Annotated in this window: 16 protein-coding genes; 4 read left to right on the top strand and 12 right to left on the bottom strand. The window is 64.1% G+C overall.

From position 1 onward, the window contains the following. Positions 1 to 5: 5 nt before the first annotated feature. From LTT66_RS14815 to LTT66_RS14780, 8 genes are all read right to left on the bottom strand, one after another. Positions 6 to 986 carry an MlaD family protein gene (locus LTT66_RS14815; RefSeq protein ID WP_233067760.1) on the bottom strand — a complete coding sequence of 327 codons (981 nt, stop codon included), beginning with the start codon at positions 984 to 986 and terminating at the stop codon, positions 6 to 8. Further along, positions 983 to 2038, bottom strand: coding sequence for an MlaD family protein (locus LTT66_RS14810; protein ID WP_408638851.1), 1056 nt, complete (start codon positions 2036 to 2038; stop codon positions 983 to 985). The genes LTT66_RS14815 and LTT66_RS14810 overlap by 4 nt, the downstream gene beginning before the upstream one ends. Further along, positions 2035 to 3141 carry an MlaD family protein gene (locus LTT66_RS14805; RefSeq protein WP_233067758.1) on the bottom strand — a complete coding sequence of 369 codons (1107 nt, stop codon included), beginning with the start codon at positions 3139 to 3141 and terminating at the stop codon, positions 2035 to 2037. Before LTT66_RS14805 ends, LTT66_RS14810 begins: the two co-directional genes overlap by 4 nt. Further along, positions 3141 to 4175 carry an MlaD family protein gene (locus tag LTT66_RS14800; RefSeq protein ID WP_233067756.1) on the bottom strand — a complete coding sequence of 345 codons (1035 nt, stop codon included), beginning with the start codon at positions 4173 to 4175 and terminating at the stop codon, positions 3141 to 3143. The genes LTT66_RS14805 and LTT66_RS14800 overlap by 1 nt, the downstream gene beginning before the upstream one ends. Further along, a complete protein-coding gene (locus LTT66_RS14795) occupies positions 4163 to 5167 on the bottom strand; it encodes an MlaD family protein (RefSeq protein ID WP_233067754.1) in 1005 nt (334 codons plus the stop codon). Before LTT66_RS14795 ends, LTT66_RS14800 begins: the two co-directional genes overlap by 13 nt. Then, a complete protein-coding gene (locus LTT66_RS14790) occupies positions 5164 to 6021 on the bottom strand; it encodes an MlaD family protein (protein ID WP_233067752.1) in 858 nt (285 codons plus the stop codon). The genes LTT66_RS14795 and LTT66_RS14790 overlap by 4 nt, the downstream gene beginning before the upstream one ends. A gap of 194 nt (positions 6022 to 6215) precedes the next feature. After that, entirely contained in the window at positions 6216 to 7073 is an 858-nt protein-coding gene (locus LTT66_RS14785; RefSeq protein ID WP_233067750.1) for an ABC transporter permease, read from the bottom strand. After that, positions 7070 to 7963: an ABC transporter permease gene (locus tag LTT66_RS14780; RefSeq protein WP_233067747.1), complete on the bottom strand. Its 894-nt coding sequence runs from the start codon at positions 7961 to 7963 to the stop codon at positions 7070 to 7072. The genes LTT66_RS14785 and LTT66_RS14780 overlap by 4 nt, the downstream gene beginning before the upstream one ends. Positions 7964 to 8125: 162 nt before the next feature. On the opposite strand from LTT66_RS14780, the gene LTT66_RS14775 reads away from it, so the two are divergent. Next, positions 8126 to 8758 (top strand): TetR/AcrR family transcriptional regulator, encoded by a 633-nt coding sequence (locus LTT66_RS14775; protein ID WP_233067745.1) that lies wholly within the window; start codon positions 8126 to 8128, stop codon positions 8756 to 8758. A 437-nt stretch (positions 8759 to 9195) separates the two neighbouring features. On the opposite strand, the gene LTT66_RS14770 is transcribed toward LTT66_RS14775, so the two are convergent. Continuing rightward, positions 9196 to 10344 carry an amidohydrolase family protein gene (locus LTT66_RS14770; protein WP_233067742.1) on the bottom strand — a complete coding sequence of 383 codons (1149 nt, stop codon included), beginning with the start codon at positions 10342 to 10344 and terminating at the stop codon, positions 9196 to 9198. A gap of 188 nt (positions 10345 to 10532) precedes the next feature. Between LTT66_RS14770 and LTT66_RS14765 the strand changes: the two genes are divergently transcribed. Beyond that, positions 10533 to 11171 (top strand): TetR/AcrR family transcriptional regulator, encoded by a 639-nt coding sequence (locus tag LTT66_RS14765; protein ID WP_233067740.1) that lies wholly within the window; start codon positions 10533 to 10535, stop codon positions 11169 to 11171. Positions 11172 to 11208: 37 nt separating this feature from the next. Here LTT66_RS14765 and LTT66_RS14760 read toward each other — a convergent pair whose 3' ends face one another. Together LTT66_RS14760 and LTT66_RS14755 are read right to left on the bottom strand one after the other, a co-directional pair. Continuing rightward, positions 11209 to 12048, bottom strand: a complete 840-nt coding sequence (locus LTT66_RS14760; RefSeq protein ID WP_233069258.1) for a 2-keto-4-pentenoate hydratase — start codon at positions 12046 to 12048, stop codon at positions 11209 to 11211. Positions 12049 to 12129: 81 nt separating this feature from the next. After that, the gene (locus tag LTT66_RS14755; protein WP_233067738.1) at positions 12130 to 13158 is read right to left on the bottom strand and encodes a VOC family protein; all 1029 of its coding nucleotides are present in this window, start codon (positions 13156 to 13158) and stop codon (positions 12130 to 12132) included. Between the two features lie 457 nt (positions 13159 to 13615). Between LTT66_RS14755 and mhpA the strand changes: the two genes are divergently transcribed. Together mhpA and LTT66_RS14745 are read left to right on the top strand one after the other, a co-directional pair. Beyond that, positions 13616 to 15187: a bifunctional 3-(3-hydroxy-phenyl)propionate/3-hydroxycinnamic acid hydroxylase MhpA gene (gene mhpA, locus LTT66_RS14750; RefSeq protein WP_233067736.1), complete on the top strand. Its 1572-nt coding sequence runs from the start codon at positions 13616 to 13618 to the stop codon at positions 15185 to 15187. Between the two features lie 34 nt (positions 15188 to 15221). Next, positions 15222 to 16076: an alpha/beta fold hydrolase gene (locus LTT66_RS14745; RefSeq protein ID WP_233067734.1), complete on the top strand. Its 855-nt coding sequence runs from the start codon at positions 15222 to 15224 to the stop codon at positions 16074 to 16076. A 442-nt stretch (positions 16077 to 16518) separates the two neighbouring features. On the opposite strand, the gene LTT66_RS14740 is transcribed toward LTT66_RS14745, so the two are convergent. Continuing rightward, positions 16519 to 17439, bottom strand: a complete 921-nt coding sequence (locus LTT66_RS14740; RefSeq protein ID WP_233067732.1) for a hypothetical protein — start codon at positions 17437 to 17439, stop codon at positions 16519 to 16521. Positions 17440 to 18292 lie beyond the last annotated feature (853 nt).

Raw genomic sequence — 18292 nt, 5'->3', positions numbered from 1 at the left:
ATCGGCTATTTGACGTTGATGCGCAGGTGCACGGCTGCGTCGTCGCCGACCATGGCCAAGGCCTGCGAGATGAGGGCGCTGATGTCGATGTCCGCGCCCACGTGTACCGCGGTGTCGGCCAGCGGTTGGAGCATCGGGGTCAGCTGTTGGAACAACGGCCCCGTTTCGCCGACTACGCTGTTGAGGCGCTGCAGGAAAGGCACCATCCCGTCGCCCGTGTTGTAGTCAGTCGGTGAGTTGCCTTTTTCGAACAGACCGGACGCGGCGATGATCAACGCGTCGATGCTGACGCCGAACTGCTGCCACCCCCGACCGGAGGTCTGCAGACTCGACCCGGCCCAGGACATGTCCGCGCCCATCGTCTGCATGTCGGTGAGCAGCCGGTGCAGCAGGTCGCGGCGGCTGAGGATCGTGGCGGCCAGCAGGGTGTTCGCGCGCTCGAGGCGTGGCATTTCGCCGCCTGTGCCCGTGATAGCCGTATCTATCGTGCCGATCAGGGATTTCATGGTGGCGGGGTCGAATTGGCGCAACAGTTGTACAGCCCGGACCGAGACCTGTGGGATCGATATCGACATCGGCATCCCGCGGGTGTCCACGAGTTGGTTGTCGCTCAGATATGGGCCGGTCTGGCCGGGCGGATCGAACTCCACATACGGCTCACCCAGCGCCGACACCGCTTCGACGCGGACCGTGCTCGACGCGGGGACGCGGTATCGGGTGTCCAGACGCAGCCGGAACTCGACACCGGCGGGCACCGTATCGACCGTGGCAACTTTGCCGACCCGCACGCCGCTGAGCAGCACCGGCGAATTCGCACCCACCCCACCGGAATCGGCGAGCAGCATACGCACCGTGATGTCGTCGCGAAACGGATCCATATGCAGCACACCGAAACTCAAGTAGCCGATCCCGGCGAGCAGGACGGCGGCAATGGCCGCCGATGACACCAGCGACCTCGGTTTGATCGAGCGCGCACTCCGGGTCATCGCACGACTCCGATCATGCGCAGCGTCGCGAGGATATCTTGCACCTTGTCCTCGCGCGGGACGTCCGGTGCCGCGGCATCGGCGACGGTCGCACCGACAATGTCGATCTTTGGGCCGTGCTCGGTGAACGGGATGATCTTCTCCCGAATCAGCGCAGTCAGCTTGCTCAGGTTCGACGGGGCGTGCAGATCCAGCGGCCGGTTCGTGAACAGCAGCGGCACCATAGCGTGGGCCGCATCGTCGAGGGCGGCGATGGCCGGGGCGAGCCAGGCCGCTTGGGTGGCGACCGGCCCGAGAGCGGACATGATGTTCAGCACCCCGACGATTGAGCTGACCACGGCCGTCACATGCTCTACGCCGTAATCATCGAGCAGTTGGTTCAGCAGCGGCCCGTCTGCGAGCATCGTGGTCGCGTTGACGTCCAGTCCGTTGAGGAAGGAGTCGACCTCGCCGAGGTTGTCCGCGACATCACGCAGGTCGTTGCCGAGCACACCGAACATGCGGGCGGTGTCGGACGCATCGGGCGGCAGGGCGGTATTGAGCTGGCGCACAACGTTTTGCATGTCGAGGATGGCTCCGCTCCCCATCGCGGTCGCAAGTCCGGCGAGGGTGTCCTCTACTTGACGGGACTGTTTGGTCTGGTGGATCGGGATAGTCGCATCCGAGGCCAGTAAGGGCCCCGTGTCGTCGGGGCGCGAGGTGAGTGCGATGTGCATGTCGCCCAACGGAGTCGCCTGCCGCAGTTCGGCGATAGTACTGGCGGGCAGTTTCACCGAATCGGTGATATCGAGGGTGACCACCGCGTAGCCCGTGCGTCGATCTCCGGCACCGGGGTCGACGATCCGCACGCTGTCGAGATTGCCCACCAACACCCCGTTGGCGAATACCTTCGCGCCGGGCGGCAGGTTGAGGACGTCGGCGAACTGGATGTGCAGTTGATACGTTTGTCCACCGACCCGTGTGCCGGGTACTTCGATCGTGGCGGGGTCGATACCGCAACCACCCGTCAGGGCCAACGCCACTGTGGTGATCAAGACTCTACGAAATTTCATCGCGCACCTACTGATCCGAGTACCAATGGCACGATCTGGGTGTACACCAGCCCGCCCGCGGCGTCGGTGCACCGGCCGGGAGCGAGCGCGTTGATGGCCGAACAGACTTGCGGAGCGGCCGTATCCGGGATAGCGACGACAGGCGGTGCGTAGGTGAGTGCCAGCTGTCCGGTGTGCGGGTCAGCCGCGGTCGTGAATGCTTGTACCAGTGGTGGCAGCATGACGATCAGGTCGCGCAGCGAGCCCAATCCCGCAGCGAGCAAGGGAAGTTGGTCGGCCGCCGCGTCGAGCTTGCGCAGCAGTGGGCCACCCAGTGCGATGATTGCTTCGTTGACGGGAGGCAGCACATCGCGCATGCCGTCGAACACATCGACGAGCGGCGGTACCACCAGGAAGTTGGCGGCATTCAGGCTCGCGGTCAGCCGGGTCAGCATGTTCTCGATGTCGGACCAGCCGTTCGCGGCGCTGTGCGCCAGTTCGGCCAACGCGTCGATCAGGGCGCCGAGATGGCCGATGGCGGCATCCGGTGAGTTCAGCGCCGAGCCGAGTTTGTGAATGATGGCATTGATCTGATGGCCGCGTCCGGTGGTCGCGGTGTCGAGTGCGGTGAAGCCCTGCGCGAGCAGATCCGGTTGGTCCGGATGGGTGCCACCGTTGAGTTCTTCGGCGAGATCACCTAGCGCATCGAATGTTTCGGTCATGCTCTTGGGTGTCAGCGTCTTGGTGATGCAGCGTGCCGGATCCCAGTTCGGACCGCTCGATGTCGCGGTCTCGACGACGGCGAGTTTGCGGTCGGCGACAAGGGTGTCCGACAGCGTGGTGGCCCCCACATCGGCGGGTAGATGTCGGTCGGCTGAAATCTCGAACTCGACGCGCGCGCCGGCGCCGTCGGGCCGGATGTCGGTGACCCGCCCGATGGGCAGCCCGAGCAGGGTGACATCGCTGCCGGTGTAGAGCCCGATACTGTCGGGCATGAGTGCGCAGTAAGAGCGCATCGGCGGGGTGGGCTGGGCGATCCGGTAGCCGACTACGGCCACTGCGGCGAGGGCGAGAACTGTCGCCGCGGTGACAAATCCACGCGCGGCGAACAGGCGCTTCAGCATCAGCACACCCTTCCCGGCACGGGCACGCAGATTCCGGCGGCCTGGTATGTGGTGGTGGAGTGATCGATCGCGAGGCCGTCCGGCGAAGCGATCTGAGTCAGTCGGCTTTCGAGCGTGTGCAGCGAATCCAGCAGGTCGCGCATCTTCTCGCCGATGCGATCCAGTTGTTGGATCGCATCGGCCAGCGGGTGGGCCATCGGCTTCAACGTTGTCTGCCATGCCTGCCCGAGGGGTGCCAGTCGGTCGAGCACCCTTGCGAGAACGGTGAGGGCCTCGTGTATCTCCAGTCCGTGATTCTCCACGATCGTCTCGAGTGTCCGGAGGGTGCCGATCAAGGTGATGAGCACCTGTTTGCCGCCGTTGAGCGCGGTGAGGTATTCATCGGCCAGCGACAGCGAGCGGGATATCTCGGCGTTTTGCTGGTTCATGATGTCGATAACGCTCTCCATAGCGGTCAATGTGCTGCCGACCGCCTCGGGGCTGCGCGTGATCGACGAGTTCAGCGCCGCGACGTTGCGGCGCAGTGTGTCCCCGTCCACCTCCTTGACCGGGCGAATTGCCTCCTGGAAAACCTTGGGCAAGCTGTAGGGCAGTGCCACTCGGTCAGCCGGGATGACCGCCTCGCCCAGCGGCGCACTGCCACCGGGGATCAAAGCCACGTAGTGGCCACCGAGGATGGTGAGCATCCGCACGTCGAGTGTGGTCTGGGCGCCGACGAAGACGTCACCCTCGACCGTGAACCGCATCTCTACCTCGCCATTTCGGGCCGTCAGCGATTTCACAGTGCCGACCCGGATTCCAGCGAGCCGGATTTCGTCGCCGACCCGGATCGAACCGGCATCGGACATACGCGCCGTATACGTCCGTGCACCGAAATCGACGCGGTCGACCCATGCGAGTGCGGCGGCAAGCACCAGCACGGATGCGAGCGCGACCACCCCCCAGCGGACATCGCCCCGTTTGCGGGCGGCGTCGGTCAGCGGGGGCCGCGGGTGGCGCCCGCGTATCGGCCTGATCCGAATCAGTTGTTGCACAGCGAAATCCTCTGTCCACCGATGAGCAGCTGAAGGGGTTGTGGCGGTTGCGCGGCACCATGTGCGCAGCCTGGTTGCAGGCCCGGCACATTGCTGGGGATCAACGCGGACAGCGATTGCAGGACCGCGGGCAGACGGCTCAATGTCTCGACTGTCCGGTCGGAATCGGGAAATGCCCTCCGCAGCAACTGATCAATATCCGGATTCGGCGACGGCGTCAGCCCGAGGCTGGCCAGCAGGCGGTCGGTAGGCCGCAGAACCGGCGGAATCTGCTGGGAGAAGTCGACCAGCCCACCGATCCGCTGAGTCATATTGACGAAGATGGCCGTCAGCTGGCGCAGCAATTGGACTGTGTTCCCGGACTTTCCACCGAGCTGCTGCGCGACCTGGCCCAGGTTGCGCACCAGGGTGGTGATCACTGTTTGCCGGTCGGTGACGTAGTTGCTCAATGTGTCGATGGCGCTCAACGCCGGGCCCAATCCGCTACCCGACCCCTCTATGACCGCCAACATGCTGGTGGAGAACTGATTCAAGTCCGCTGGAGTCAGTTGCGCCAGTACCGGTTCCAGGCCGTTGAACACCTTGGTGATATCGAACGAGGGAATGGTGTGTTCGGTGCCGATCCGCTGACTCGGGTCTCGTCGTCGGCTCGGATCATGGGCGTGCTGGATATCGAGATACCGCTGTCCACTGAGATTCTGGTAGCGGATGGCAAAGGTGCTGTTGTCGAACAGCGGATAGGCGCTGCGAACGGTGAACCGCACCGCGGCCCGGGCACCCGCCAACCGGATCTCACCGACCTTGCCGACCCGCACTCCGTACAGTCGCACATCGTCGCCGGTTCTGAGACCGTTCGCATCTGCGAACTCCGCTGTGTAGGTGTCCGTATCGCCGGTCACCGGACGATCGATGACCTGGAAGACCCCAATCAGCAGAAGCACCATGGCGCCCGCGAACAGCACCATCCGCATCACCAACGACCGGACTTTCATCGCACCCCCCGCTCAGCGCTCAGCGCCGCATTCAACGGCGTGGCCAAACCAGGCACTCCGCGCAGGTCGAGGTTCACTCTCAAAACAGGGCCATGCGGTGAATCAGGCATCGCCCTACCGAGTCGGTCGAGCAGCTCGCCGAACTCCTGGCTGGACCGGTCCGGAGCCGGCACGGTCCGCGCCAGCACGGTGAGCACCGGCACCAGCGCTGCCGTCGTGCCAGCGAAATACTCCTCGCTGGTCGTCAACAGCGTCACGATACTGGGAATCAGCTCGCTTTCGAGCATGTGCACACTCGCGTCGAACTTCTGGATGTGGCCTGGGCTGCGCATGTATTCGGAGTTGTAGGCCGACCCCAGCAACTGCAGTAGGCCGTCCACCGTGGAGGGCAGCCCGCCGAGCATCGAGCCGTACTGGCCGATCAGGAAGGAACTCGGCAACCGCTGGGTGTCGGCTATCGATCGTGTGAGCGCGACGATCGTCTCGATCAGTGGCGTGAATGCCGCTGTACCACCAGCAATTCGCTGCAGCACCGAGACGAGCTCGGGGGAAAGCACGTCGTTGCTGAACGAGCCGACCTGGTTCAGCAACATCGAGATCGTCGCGTCACGAGCACGCCCGGCCTGCGGGCCGGTGAGATCGACGACGGCGTCCGCGGCGAGTGGACGTCCGCCGATACCCCTTTGCAGATCAATCTCGGAGACCCCGAACAGATTGCCCGGCGTAAAATCCACGCCGAGCGCATCGGTCAGCCCGGATACCTGGCTGTGGTACAGCCCCAACGTGATCCGCTGATGCCGGTCCGCGGACGTGATCGCCTCGATCCGGCCGACCTGCACGCCGTCCAGGCGCACGTCATCGCCGACCTGGATACCAGTTCCGATCTCGTCGGTGAGGACAGCGACCGAGATCGTCCCGTCATCGTCCTGCGGAAGGGCAGACCAGGTAATCAGCAGTGCCGCCGAGACGACGGCGGCGACAACGCCGATCGCTCGCGCGCCACGCGCACCGACCGCTGTTCCGGGAAGTCCGTACACTGGCACGCCGATCACCCCGCGAACCGGACAGGGGCGGTGAACCCCCACAGCAGCATCGTCATCACCATGTTCAGTGCGATGATCGCCACCAGACTGGCCCGGATGGCCCGGCCCGAGGCGATGCCGACCCCCTGTGGTCCGCCCGTCGCGAAAAAGCCTTGATAGCAGTGGATCACAATGACGGCCACCGCGAACACCATCACTTTGATCACCGCGGCCGCGATATCCCAGCCCACCACGAACATGTCGAAGTAGTGGTCGTACACACCACTCGGCTCACCGTGCAGCCGCACGACGATGGCCGCACTGGCCACATAGCTCAGAATGAGCGCGATCAGAAAAGTCGGCACTATCGCGACCAGCCCCGCGATAACCCGGGTCGTCACCACAAAAGGCACCGATCGAACGCCCAAAGATTCGATAGCATCGATCTCCTCCGCAATCCGCATCGACCCGATCTCGGCGGTCATTCGGCAGCCCGCCTGTGCGGCGAACCCGATACCTGCGGCGATCGGCGCAAGCTCGCGGGTATTCGCGAAGGCCGAGACCACACCAGTGAGTTGGCCGAGCGAGACCAGATCGAGCGCACTGTAGGACTCGATACCGGTCGTCACACCGACCGCCACGCCCATGATCCCCATCACCGCCGCCGTGCCGCCGCCGACGATCACCGCGCCACGACCCCACGTCATATCCGTGATCAGCGTCATGGTCTGCGCCCGGTAATGCTTCAGCACGAGGGGAATGGATGCCAGCACCTGCCAGCAGAAACCGAGCACGAACCCGAACGTGTCGATCGGAGCCCATACCCGCCCACGCGCAGTGCGTGTCCAGCGCAGGCCCTTCACCGTATAGCTGGATGCCGTCATGCCAGCTCCGTCGGCAAGAACATGGCCGCGACCTGAGTAATCGCGGCATTCACCACCGCGATCGTCACCACTGAAAGGATCACCGACGCATTCACCCCGTCCGCGACGCCGCGGGGACCGCCCTTGGCCTCGAGTCCTCGCTGACATGCGATGCTCACGACCAGATATCCGAAGATCATCGACTTGCCCAGCGAGACCCACACGTCCGCGCCACCGGTGAACGCGCCGAACGATTCCCAATAACTGCCCGGCGTCACCCCAAGCGCCGCGATGGCGACGAGGTACCCGGCGACCACACCCATGACGATGATCAGCACGTTGAGCAGCGGTGCCACCAGCAGAATAGCGGCGATACGCGGGGCGACCAACCGCTGCCTCGGATCAATCCCCATGACCCGCATCGCATCGACTTCCTCGCGTATCGTCCGCGCGCCCAGATCAGCGGCAACGGCAGCCGCGCCGGCCCCACCGAGCAGCAGGCCGGTAGCCAAAGGCGCGCCCTGCTTGATCACTCCCAGCCCACCGGCAGCGCCGATCAGCGAATCCGCGCCGAGCTGATCGACCATGTTGCCGACCTGAACGGACACGGTCACACCGAACGGAATCGCCATCAAGACACCAGGCAACGCGGTCACCTTGATGAGAAACCACGCCTGCGTGAGGGTTTCGCGCCATAGAAATCGACCCCGTATCAAGTCGACGCTCGCGATCACCGTCGCCTCCACAGCCGAGCGCAGGGTTCGCCCGAGCGTGCCTACATTGGCGACCACGCTCGCAACCAGCGTTTCACGCAATGACAGCAGTCCGAGGCGATCCCCAGCAGCAGGCGCCAGGGCTGCGGGCAATCCGGCCGAGTGTGCGTCGCGGATGTCCGCGTCGACATTTTGCATCCAACTTCCTTCGTCTCACCGCGGCCCAGTTTCTGTGCCGGCTCCCCGCAGGTCCCGCACTGCACGGTCGCCACCGCAGAAGATCGTGAGCGGGATCACGTCGTACCTAATCATTTGATAAGTTTGCTGTCAATAATCTGATCAACTGATTAGTATTCAATCGTGACCAAGGTGCCTACGACAGGACGAACAACCAGGCGTTCGGCCGACGCCACCCGAGCACGGATTCTCGCGGCTGCCCTGGACCTGTTCGCCGAACTGTCATACGACGGAGCGTCCATGCGGGATATCGCGGCGCGAGCCGGAGTGACACAGCCGCTGCTCAACTACCACTTCAGCTCGAAGGACGAGTTGTGGCGGTCAGCGGTAAACGGACTGTTCGAAGCCCTCGCCCGAGTGATGACGGCTCGCACGGAAGGACTGCGCGGTGTCGACGAGGTGAGCGTGGCCAAGCTGCTGGTCCGCGAGTACATCTACTTCTCGGCCGAGAATCCACAGCTGTATCGCATCATCAACCAAGAGGGCAAAGCCGACGGCCCACGCATGGACTGGCTGGTCGAAAAGCACGTTCGCCCCCGCTACGAACAGGCGACGGCCATGTTCGCTCGCCTGGTCGCCGCCGGTCATCTGCCCAACATCCCGGCGGAGCACTTCTACTACATCCTCACCGGCGCGGCGTCGACGATGTTCGTCCTGGCACCCGAGTGCCGCCGCCTCGCGGGCGTCGACCCACGAGCACGCGAAGTGGTCGAGACCCACGCGGATGCTGTCATCACACTCCTATTCGGACGCTGAAAGACGGGAGTATCACGATCCCAACCCGCGCACAGACCCGCTTGTTCTTCGATGTAGAACCACTGCTCACCGAGCTGCGGCTGGTCGCACTCGCAGCCGACGATCCATTGACTACCAGTCGGCAACGGCACCCGCCGGGTGCCTGACACCTGCGCCAATCGCGGCAGATCCGCGGCGTCGGCGGCCTGGTGGCCGGGCCGCGGAACCGACAACCTTGCGCCGCGCGGATGAGCACATACGCCGCGTCCGCTTCACGATTTGTCGCGTTCCCCGAACAGCGCGCTTGCCTGGACACTGTTCGGGGGCAACAGCTCTAGTTACGCTGCCGAATCTGTAGCAGCGTGGACGTGCTCGGCGAACGGCGCGCACCCGCTCCGTGACCGATGCACATCACGGCGCGGACCGATACAACTGCGGTATCGGACGATTCGACCTGGTCAGCCATTCACCACTGCGGCCAGTCGCGGCAGTTGCCGAAGCGGGTTGTGGTGTTCGACCTCCATGCGCTGATCGGCGTCGAAGACCTCGCTCAGTCCGGGTGCAGGATCGTGGGAACCGCTCTGCGGGAGGGTGAGCGCGCTGAAGGGCCAGTCGGAGCCGAAGACGATGTGATCACGGTTCGTCACGGCGAGCACACTGGCCATGGCGGCGGCCGAGCCACTGAGTGCGGTGTCGTAGTAGAACCGCGAGATCTGATTCTTCATGTCCAGCACGGACGGTTTCGGCAGGTCTTGCGGCCACAGCTCGTCCAGCACCGTTTGCGACGCGACACTGATGCGCCAGGACAGGAACGGCACAGTCCCGCCCGCGTGCGCGAGCTGGAAGCGAATGTTGGGATAACGCTGCGTCATTCCGGTGACCATCATCATCGTCGCCGCCCGAGTGGTGTCGAAGGTGAACTCCTCCAGGAAGTCCGGCAGCGCCAGCTTCGGCTTGGCGAAATCGGGAATGGCGGCCGGGTGCACGAAGACGTAGGCGTTGCGCTGATTCAACGCGATCATCAGCGGTTCGAAACGCGGATCACCCAGGTAGACACCATCATAGGCCGAGAGCAGGACCACACCGTCGAGGTGCAGGTCATCGAGTGCGTAGATCGCCTCGGTGATCGAGGCCGCTATATCGGGCATCGGCAGCACAGCGAACGCCCCGAATCGCGACGGATTCGACCGAAACAACCCGGCGGCATAGCTATTGCAGTAGCGGGCCATATCGCTGGCCTCTTTACCGGTCAAGAACGACACCCCCGGATCCGATACCGACAGTGCCTGGGCCTGGATGCCGTAGTAGTCCATGAAGGCCACTGCCGCCTCCGGCGACCACTGCGGCGTCGGGTAGCCACCGATGGTGAGGTGACCATGATCCAGCAGTGCTGCACGGTAGTCCGGTGGCAGGAAATGCGCGTGCAGGTCGATCCGATAGGCGCCCGACGGCGCCGGCTGCTGGGCGCGGGCCGGGGCCGCATGCACGCCCGGCAGCGCTGCCGCGGCGGCCGCACTCAGGGTGCCTGCAACAGCGCCGCCTATCGCGCTGCGGCGGCTGATCCGAGGGATCGATTGCGGGCGGGAATTCGGCACAGGGATTCTCACTTTCCGAGTCGAAGATCGGCAACTAATACAGCGAAATCCGCCGACGCAACGACGGCGGCAGTGCGGGGAGGGAAGTCGCGGGAGCGGAATGTTGCGCACACCACACCAGAGTTGACTGGCACCGTAATCGCATTTGATGGTTTCCTCAGATACGATTCCGGTGACGTTTTCGAGTGGAAGAAGGTGCGATGACAGCCGAACCCGTGGTGCGCAACCGAGTCGACCGCCGCCGCGAGCGCACCCGCAACGCACTGCTCGGCGCGGCACGGAAGTTCCTGTCCGAAGGCCGGTCCGCGGTGAGCATTCAGGAGATCACCGATGCGGCCGACGTCGGATTCGGTTCCTTCTACAACCATTTCGAGTCCAAGGAGCAGTTGTTCGACGAGGCAGTGCGCTCGGCGCTGCAGGTTTACAGCGAAATGCGGGATTCGATCGTGGAGCTCTACGACGATCCGGCCGAGATATTCGCGGTGAGTTTCCGCATGACCGGCCGGTTGCAGCGGCAGCTTCCGGAGATGGTGCGGGTCCTGCTGAATTCCGGAACATCGGTACTGCTGCGTGACGAGGGTCTGGCCCCGCGAGCTCGCCGGGACATCATGGCCGCCCAGGAGGCGGGCCGCTTCGAGCCGATGGACCCGGATATGGCGATCATGGCGGCGGGCGGAGCGCTGCTCGGACTGTTGCAGCTGTTGGATGCGCGCCCCGACGCCGATGCCGATGAGCTGGCCGACGAAATGACCTGCCATGTGCTGCGCATGTTCGGCATGAACAAGCGTTCGGCGCAGAAGTTGACTTCGACCGAGCTGCCGCCGCAACCGCGGCTGTAAACGCTCTGCCGACGGTTTCCGCGGCGTAGCGGACGTATCACCGCTCACCCGCCTCGGCTCCCGGAAGGCCGAGCGTAAAGTCGACCGAACCGAGAGTTACTGCGCCGTTGAAGATTTCGGAATGGATGCGAGCTCCGGGTAGTAACGGTGCCATCGGGCCGAGCGCGCCGGACAGGATAACCTCGCCCGTCCGCAGCGGGTCACCGAATTCGCGGGTGGCGCGCGCCAGCCAGGCCAGCGCGTTGAGCGGGTCGCCCAGGCACGCGGAACCGGTTCCGGTAGAGACGATCTCGCCGTCGATCGTCATATTCATCGCGATCTCGCGCGGCGCGAAATCATCGAGTGACAGCCGTTGCGCGCCGAGCACGAACCAGCCGCTGGAAGCATTGTCGGCGACGGTATCGGCGAAGCTGATATCCCAGTCCGCGATGCGACTGTCGACGATCTCGAGCGCGGCGACCGCGTATTCCACTGCCCCGCGGACGCTCATCGCGTCCAGCTGATCGGTGTCGAGGTCGGCACCGAGCACGAAGGCCAGCTCCGCCTCGATCTTCGGCTGTAATAGCCGCGGTCGTTGTGCCGCAGAGGTTTCGGTGACATCCATATCGTCGAACAGCACCCCGAAGTCGGGCTGATCCACACCGAGCTGCTGTTGGACCGCCGGAGAGGTCAAGCCGATCTTGCGTCCGACCACACGGGCACCAGCGGCGAGCCGTTCCCGAGTACCGATGCGCTGCACCGCATAGGCCAACCGCACATCGTCGGGGCCGATCAGATCACGTACCGGCGGCACTGTGACACCGCGGAAGGTTGCATCGGCCAGCCGAACGGCGGCGGACCGAACCTCGGGTGTATCGGTCACCGACCCGCCCGGCATCGAATCGCTACGCGACACTGAACTCCTCGGAGAAACGATTTGCCAGACCCGTGGCGGTTCGGGAATGGGCTGGGCTGGTGCTCATCGCGCAGAAGCACCCGTGAGCTCTGGAATGGTGATTTCCGGCGTGGTTACCGTGCGCAGGGCTTGGCCGAACTGAGCGAACTTGCCCAGCACGGTTTCCCCTACCGGGGTGTGACCCCAGAGGCTGATGCCCTGATAAGTCGTCGGCTCCCAAGTGGATTCGAGTTCCGGACCGATCACGATCGGGTTCCACCCGACCTCGAGTTCGAAGCCGGATGGGGTCACGCAGTAGTACGACAGTTCACGGTCGTTGGTGTGCTGACCGACCGACCACGCCATGCGGAAGCCCAGATCCTTGACGCGCTGGAAGGACGCGAGCATGTCATCCAAGCCCGCGGACTGGATATTGATGTGCTGCACTCGGGTTCGAATCGGATCGATCTTCACTCCGCGAAGGTTGGCGATCGCGATCGAATGGTGGCGCTCGTTGACCCGCAGGAAACGGATCTTCATCTTCAACCCGGAGACGTTCTCGTCGATGTAGTCGCTCAGTCGGGAGTCGAAAACCGTGTGGTAGTAGCCGCGCATCGCTTCCGGTTCGCGTGAAACGATCGCGACGTGGCCCATTCCGGCCTCCCCCGTCACCCATCCGGAGCTGAGCATCCGCAGCGGTTCCGGTGTGGTCACCGGAACCGTGAAGATCTCCTGTGCCAGGCCTTTCGGGCCCGCGAAGCGCCACAATCGCTCCACCCCGCGCAGGGCCGTCTCCTCCGGCGTGCCCTCGATGATCGGGACACCACGGTCGGCCACCCGGCCGACGATGCGGTCGAACGTCTCGTGATCGTCGACCTGCCAGCCCAGGGCCATCACATCCTCGGCGGGGCCCCGCTGGATCAGGAAACGGCAGGCGTACTCGTCCAGACGGAAACGCAGCACGTCCGTACCGGTTTCGTCGACATGTATCCCGATCGCGTCCGAGCCGAACCGCCACCAGTCGTGTAGCCGATTCGATTGCACGACAACATAACTCAAATGGACTGCACCGAAGACCGATCCGTCGGTAGTCGGGCGCAGAAAGTCACTCATGATCGCGCCTTCCGATTCGGCATCGCGGGAGCGGGCCCGGCCGCGCAGCATATTCCGTCCAAGCCGACCCGAGACGTCGGTCCGATGCCGACACCTTTGGCGATGGGCCTCACAGCTACCTCCACAACCGTTAGTGATCAGATCATCAGTTACGATTCAACACTCTGTCAAGCGAATCTGATGGTTTGGTCAGAAATGCACGAGAATCTTGCCACTGCGCGCAGGTCAGAGACCGTGGCGCGACGGCGAGCGACGATGTCGAGTGCGATGGCGACGATCACCCCTCCCCACCCGAGGACCATGCCGCGGCGGAGGACCCTGGTCCGCCATTGACTTTATCTACATCACTGATGGTTCATTGACTATCTGATGAAATCATCATAATATGACTGCCGCTACGGGAACAACCCCGGATCTACCCTTCGGGTCGAAAGCCCCATTGACGAGAGGTCTCGACGTGACCGCCCAGCATTCCTACGATGTCGCGATCGTCGGCTACGGCCCGTCCGGCGTGACTGCCGCGAACTTTCTCGGCCGACTCGGCCTCGACGTCGTCGTCATCGAACGAGACGAGTCCATCTACAGCCGAGCCAGGGCGATAGCGACCGACGAGGAAGTCCTCCGCATCTGGCAGCGGATCGACTTGGCCGAACGCCTGAAGCAGGACATGCTCGCGGGTAAGCCGCTCGAATTCGTCGACGCAGCCGGGCGCTCGTTTCTGAACTTCGTGCCGGAACCCCGCGGTAATGGTCACCCCACGCAGGTGTTCATCTATCAGCCCGCGCTCGAGCAGGTACTCCGCGAGGGTGTCAACCGGTATCCGAATGTGAAAGTGCTTCTACAACACGAATGTCTGCGCACCCGTCAAGACGACGACGGCGTCGAATTGCTGGTCGCGGACCTACGCACAGACACCTTCGAGCGCATTCGCGCGTCGTACGTGATTGCCGCTGACGGCGGTTCCAGCCCGACCCGCGGTCTACTCGGAGTCGGTTTCGAGGGACGAACCTACGAGGACCGCTGGGTCGTCATCGATACCGAAGTCATCAACGAATGGCCGACCCACGATCGGCTGCGGTTCCACTGCAACCCGGTTCGGCCCGCCGTGGACTGCCCCACCCCACTCGGTCATCACCGCTGGGAGTTTCCAGTATTGCCTGGAGAAGACGAAAAGAAACTCGTTACCGATGCCGCGGTATGGCGGCTGCTCAACGACCAAGGTATCACCGAGAACGAAGTCAAGATTCTGCGAGCCGTCGTATACAGCCATCATGTCCGGTTCGCCGATCGGTGGCGAGTCGGCCGAATCTTTCTGGCCGGCGACGCCGCACATGTCATGCCGCCGTGGATCGGGCAGGGAATGGCCGCCGGTGTCCGCGATGTGGCGAATCTGTGCTGGAAACTTGCCGCGGTGCTCACCGGATCGCTTCCCGAAAGCGTGCTCGACAGCTACGAGGTGGAACGTCAACCGCATGTCCGCGAAGTGACCAAGGCCGCGGTCTTTTTCGGTCGCGTCATTACCGAGCGACGCCCGCCGGTCACCGCCGCGCGTAATCTCGCCTTCCGCATAGCCATGCAACTTCCGTTCGTCGGCGACTATCTCCGCAGCGCCAAATGGTTTCCAGCGGCGCACTACCCGAAGGGATTCCTCTCCCCGTCGAAACACGCAGCGGTGGGGCATCTTCCACCGCAGCCCTGGGTGCTCGACGAAGTCGGCGGCCGTGCGCGACTCGATAGTGTGATCGGGTCGGGGTGGCGAGTGCTCCATCTCGGACCGGCTTGTGACTGGGCCGAATGGACAGCAGCTGGGGTACCGACGATGCGGCTATGGCCCGCGGAGTCGCCGATATCCGACGGGGCCACCGTCGATCTCGACAACATCCTGGTCGACTGGATGCGCCGACACGACGCGACAGTTCTGGCGCTGCGACCCGATGGATTCGTCTACGCCGCCGCCAATTCGAACGAAACCTTGCCGTCACCGCCGAAGGGACTCACGGTGGCAGCCGAAATATCCGAATCAGCATGATGATTCATCGAAGCCACCCACAAGGAGCAGTGAAATGAGGACACCAGCGATGATCGAAAAGACGGTGGAGGTACGCGGCAACAAGATCTTCTATACCGAGACCGGCGAAGGTCCGGCCGTGTTGCTGCTGCACGGAGGCGGACCCGGCGCATCCGGAGTCTCCAACTATTCGCGCAACATCGCGGAATTGGCGAAGGACTTCCGGGTGATCGTGCCGGACCTGCCCGGCTACGGACAATCCAGCAAAGGTGTCGACCAGAACGACCCGTTCGGCTATCTGGCCGACGCCATTCGCGGCCTGCTCGGTCGCCTGGAGATCCGCAAGGCGCATTTGGTCGGCAACTCCTACGGCGGCGCGTGCGCGCTTCGACTGGCTTTGGACACCCCCGATCGTGTCGACCGCATGGTCCTGATGGGGCCCGGGGGGATCGGCACCACACGCGCACTGCCGACCGCCGGGTTGCAACACCTACTGGCGTACTACGGCGGCTCCGGCCCCTCCCGCGAGAAGCTGCAGACCTTCATCCGCGAAGACCTCGTTTTCGACGGCAGCGCGGTACCCGACGAGGTCATCGAAACCCGCTACCAGTCGAGCATCGACCCCGAGGTCATCGCGAATCCACCACTGCGCCGCCCCTCGGGACCGACCGCGCTGCGCACCCTGTGGCGGATGGATTTCACACGCGACAGCCGATTGGCCAGGTTGGCCACTCCGACCCTGGTGATCTGGGGCAGCGCCGACAAGGTCAACCGCCCGAGCGGCGGAAAGATGTTGGCCGACATCATGCCCAACTGCGATCTGCTGCTCGCCGCGAACGCCGGGCACTGGGTGCAATGGGAACGCGCCGACTACTTCAACCAGGTAACTCGCGCCTTCCTCACGGTCTGAGTCTGGACAGCGGAATCAAGTCATCCACATGATGCGCATCGGCGCCGCGTCAGATCCCGCGTAGATCGACTATGCAACCGGCCGACGGCGCGCGCAGGCCGCGTGGAGTGGTCTGACCAACACCATCAGATGGGCGCGACCGTCGGCACCACGACGGGTTTGTTTGGCGACGGGGCGGGCGGCTGGGCAATCGGAGGCGCCCCGGGCGCGACCCTGACCGGCGCACTGGCCACCGTGTTCGACAGCCCGCCCTCCGGCGTCCAGGGTGCATTGCCGGGGTCACCGCGGGCGCTGTCCTGGGCACCCTGGCTGGTCAGGTCTTCGCCACCGCCCCTGTGGCAATCGCTGCCGCCGCACAGTACTTCACGACCATCAACGAGCCGATGCATTTTCCAAGACCATTCTCCGGGTTCGTCTCGTGCCGCCACTTGTCTGTGACTGGTCAGGTGCTCGTGGGAAGCGGAGACGACAGCGGACGGACGGGGTCGCGGTCGCTGGGTTCATGCCGATCCTTGTGACGGTGCGGGCTGTCGGCGGAGTGTTGGGCTACGCAGTCTTCGCCGGGACGGCTCGGTGAGGTGAGTTCGCGGAAACCTCGCTCCACAGCGGGCACCGGTCGACCCGCCAGCACGAGGGGGATCGACTGCTCGACTTTGTAGGCGTGCATGGCGGTGCAGAACCGATCCTGGTGCGAGACCGCATAGACGACAGGCGAGGACTCGAGTAATGCCGGGAGGCCCTCGTCCGGCCGCGCGCCTATCACCAACGCTCCGTGGTAGCGCAGGTGAGCGGGATTGTCGTGACCGACGCCCGGCGTGTTGTGGAGAGCTCGAAGCCAAGGGGCGAACACGTGGGATCGCAGCTCGGCTGCTCCTGCCTCGAGGAGCGCTCGGGCCAGCACGTTGTGTACGAAGTCCGCGAAGTCGGCGCGGGACACTCCTGCCCGGCGGCGCATCAACACGACAGCTGTGTCAAGGGTCCGATCGCCGAATCCGCCGGTCCACCAGCGCGACGAACCGGGCAGACCGAGGTGACCGAGAGATGTGGAGAAGACGTTCTGCTCGTCGTAGCCGATCTCGCGGGCGGCAGGGGAACGCAACCCCCGCAACGCCCCGCCGAGCGTCAGGCGCAGCTCCGGCATCCCGTCGAAGCTCCAGTCATCGGGAATGGTGGTGGCGCACCGCGGGGTCTTGGGCCAGAAGCCCCGCTCCGTGCGGGAGAAGTGTCGCTCGACGGTCTCGATGACGTGCGGGATGCGAGCCGCGATGTCACCGTGCTCTGTCGCCCAATAGCGGCTCGCGTCGGCTCGCGGAATGTCGGAGCGGAAGCGCAGCAGCCAGCAACCTGTAGTCACTACTTCCATGAGTTGACCCTTCAATCACAAGTTATGGTTTTGAGCGGTGATGGATGCCAGCCCTCCACGGCCATGCCCGTGGTTGTGGACCTTCGCGAGTTCGGAGGTGCGGCGCAGCAGGGCGCGGTCGAAGTACCGGAGACCGCCTCCCGCGCCGTCGGCGGATGTGCGTGACCGTCACCTCTGCGATCGAGCGCGGAGATCAGCAGTTATTCCAGTAGGGTTCGGCACATGAGGGCGGGCATGCCTCCGATGGCCCCGACTTGCCGACACACCATCAGCCAGCCTCCTGTCACGCCCGCACGGAGCGTTTGAAGGCCTCGGGCAGTCGAACCCGTGAGGGTCGGACGAACTCCGGCGGAGTGCGATCGGTGGCCGCGAACGACTCGACGAGTGGCCCCTCAGCCAGCCCGCGGCCTCGGCGATTATCGTCCGCGCGGTCTGAGGATCGAGATCACTGAAGGCACCCGCAGACAGGATCGTCTCCAGACCGAGCACTTCGAACAGATCGAAATCGAGGTCGCACACATTGCTCGTGCAGTGGCCCACGTTCCGTTCGCCCTCCGGAAATCAATTACGGTCATGCCGATCTCACGTCTCGATCAGACCATCATATCTGATCTTTTGATCCTGTACCGATGATACTGTCAGATACTTGATCCTGGTAGACGCGCAGTCCTGTGGTCGCTTTCGCGCTCTGAACTCGTGGTTTCGCCGCCCGAGATTCCGCGATCGCATGGATGCGGTTCGGCATGACATATCGACCCCGGGAGATCCTCATGGCTCTCGACATGACACTGCAGCGAACGACGACACCGCCGCGCCGCTCGCGAGGTCGATCGGCCCCTCCAAGGTCCGGATG

Origin of the sequence: Nocardia gipuzkoensis (assembly GCF_021183645.1) — a bacterium.
Taxonomy (GTDB): Bacteria; Actinomycetota; Actinomycetes; order Mycobacteriales; family Mycobacteriaceae; genus Nocardia; species Nocardia abscessus.
Note: the sequence above shows the minus strand (reverse complement) of the source record. Positions and strands in the feature narration are given on the sequence as shown.

Coding starts and splice junctions, on each gene's coding strand:
- LTT66_RS14815 (WP_233067760.1), bottom strand. CDS start 986: ATGACCCGGAGTGCGCGCTCGATCAAACCGAGGTCGCTGGTGTCATCG.
- LTT66_RS14810 (WP_408638851.1), bottom strand. CDS start 2,038: ATGAAATTTCGTAGAGTCTTGATCACCACAGTGGCGTTGGCCCTGACG.
- LTT66_RS14805 (WP_233067758.1), bottom strand. CDS start 3,141: ATGCTGAAGCGCCTGTTCGCCGCGCGTGGATTTGTCACCGCGGCGACA.
- LTT66_RS14795 (WP_233067754.1), bottom strand. CDS start 5,167: ATGAAAGTCCGGTCGTTGGTGATGCGGATGGTGCTGTTCGCGGGCGCC.
- LTT66_RS14785 (WP_233067750.1), bottom strand. CDS start 7,073: ATGACGGCATCCAGCTATACGGTGAAGGGCCTGCGCTGGACACGCACT.
- LTT66_RS14780 (WP_233067747.1), bottom strand. CDS start 7,963: ATGCAAAATGTCGACGCGGACATCCGCGACGCACACTCGGCCGGATTG.
- LTT66_RS14765 (WP_233067740.1), top strand. CDS start 10,533: ATGACAGCCGAACCCGTGGTGCGCAACCGAGTCGACCGCCGCCGCGAG.
- LTT66_RS14760 (WP_233069258.1), bottom strand. CDS start 12,048: ATGCCGGGCGGGTCGGTGACCGATACACCCGAGGTTCGGTCCGCCGCC.
- LTT66_RS14755 (WP_233067738.1), bottom strand. CDS start 13,158: ATGAGTGACTTTCTGCGCCCGACTACCGACGGATCGGTCTTCGGTGCA.
- LTT66_RS14745 (WP_233067734.1), top strand. CDS start 15,222: ATGAGGACACCAGCGATGATCGAAAAGACGGTGGAGGTACGCGGCAAC.
- LTT66_RS14740 (WP_233067732.1), bottom strand. CDS start 17,439: ATGGAAGTAGTGACTACAGGTTGCTGGCTGCTGCGCTTCCGCTCCGAC.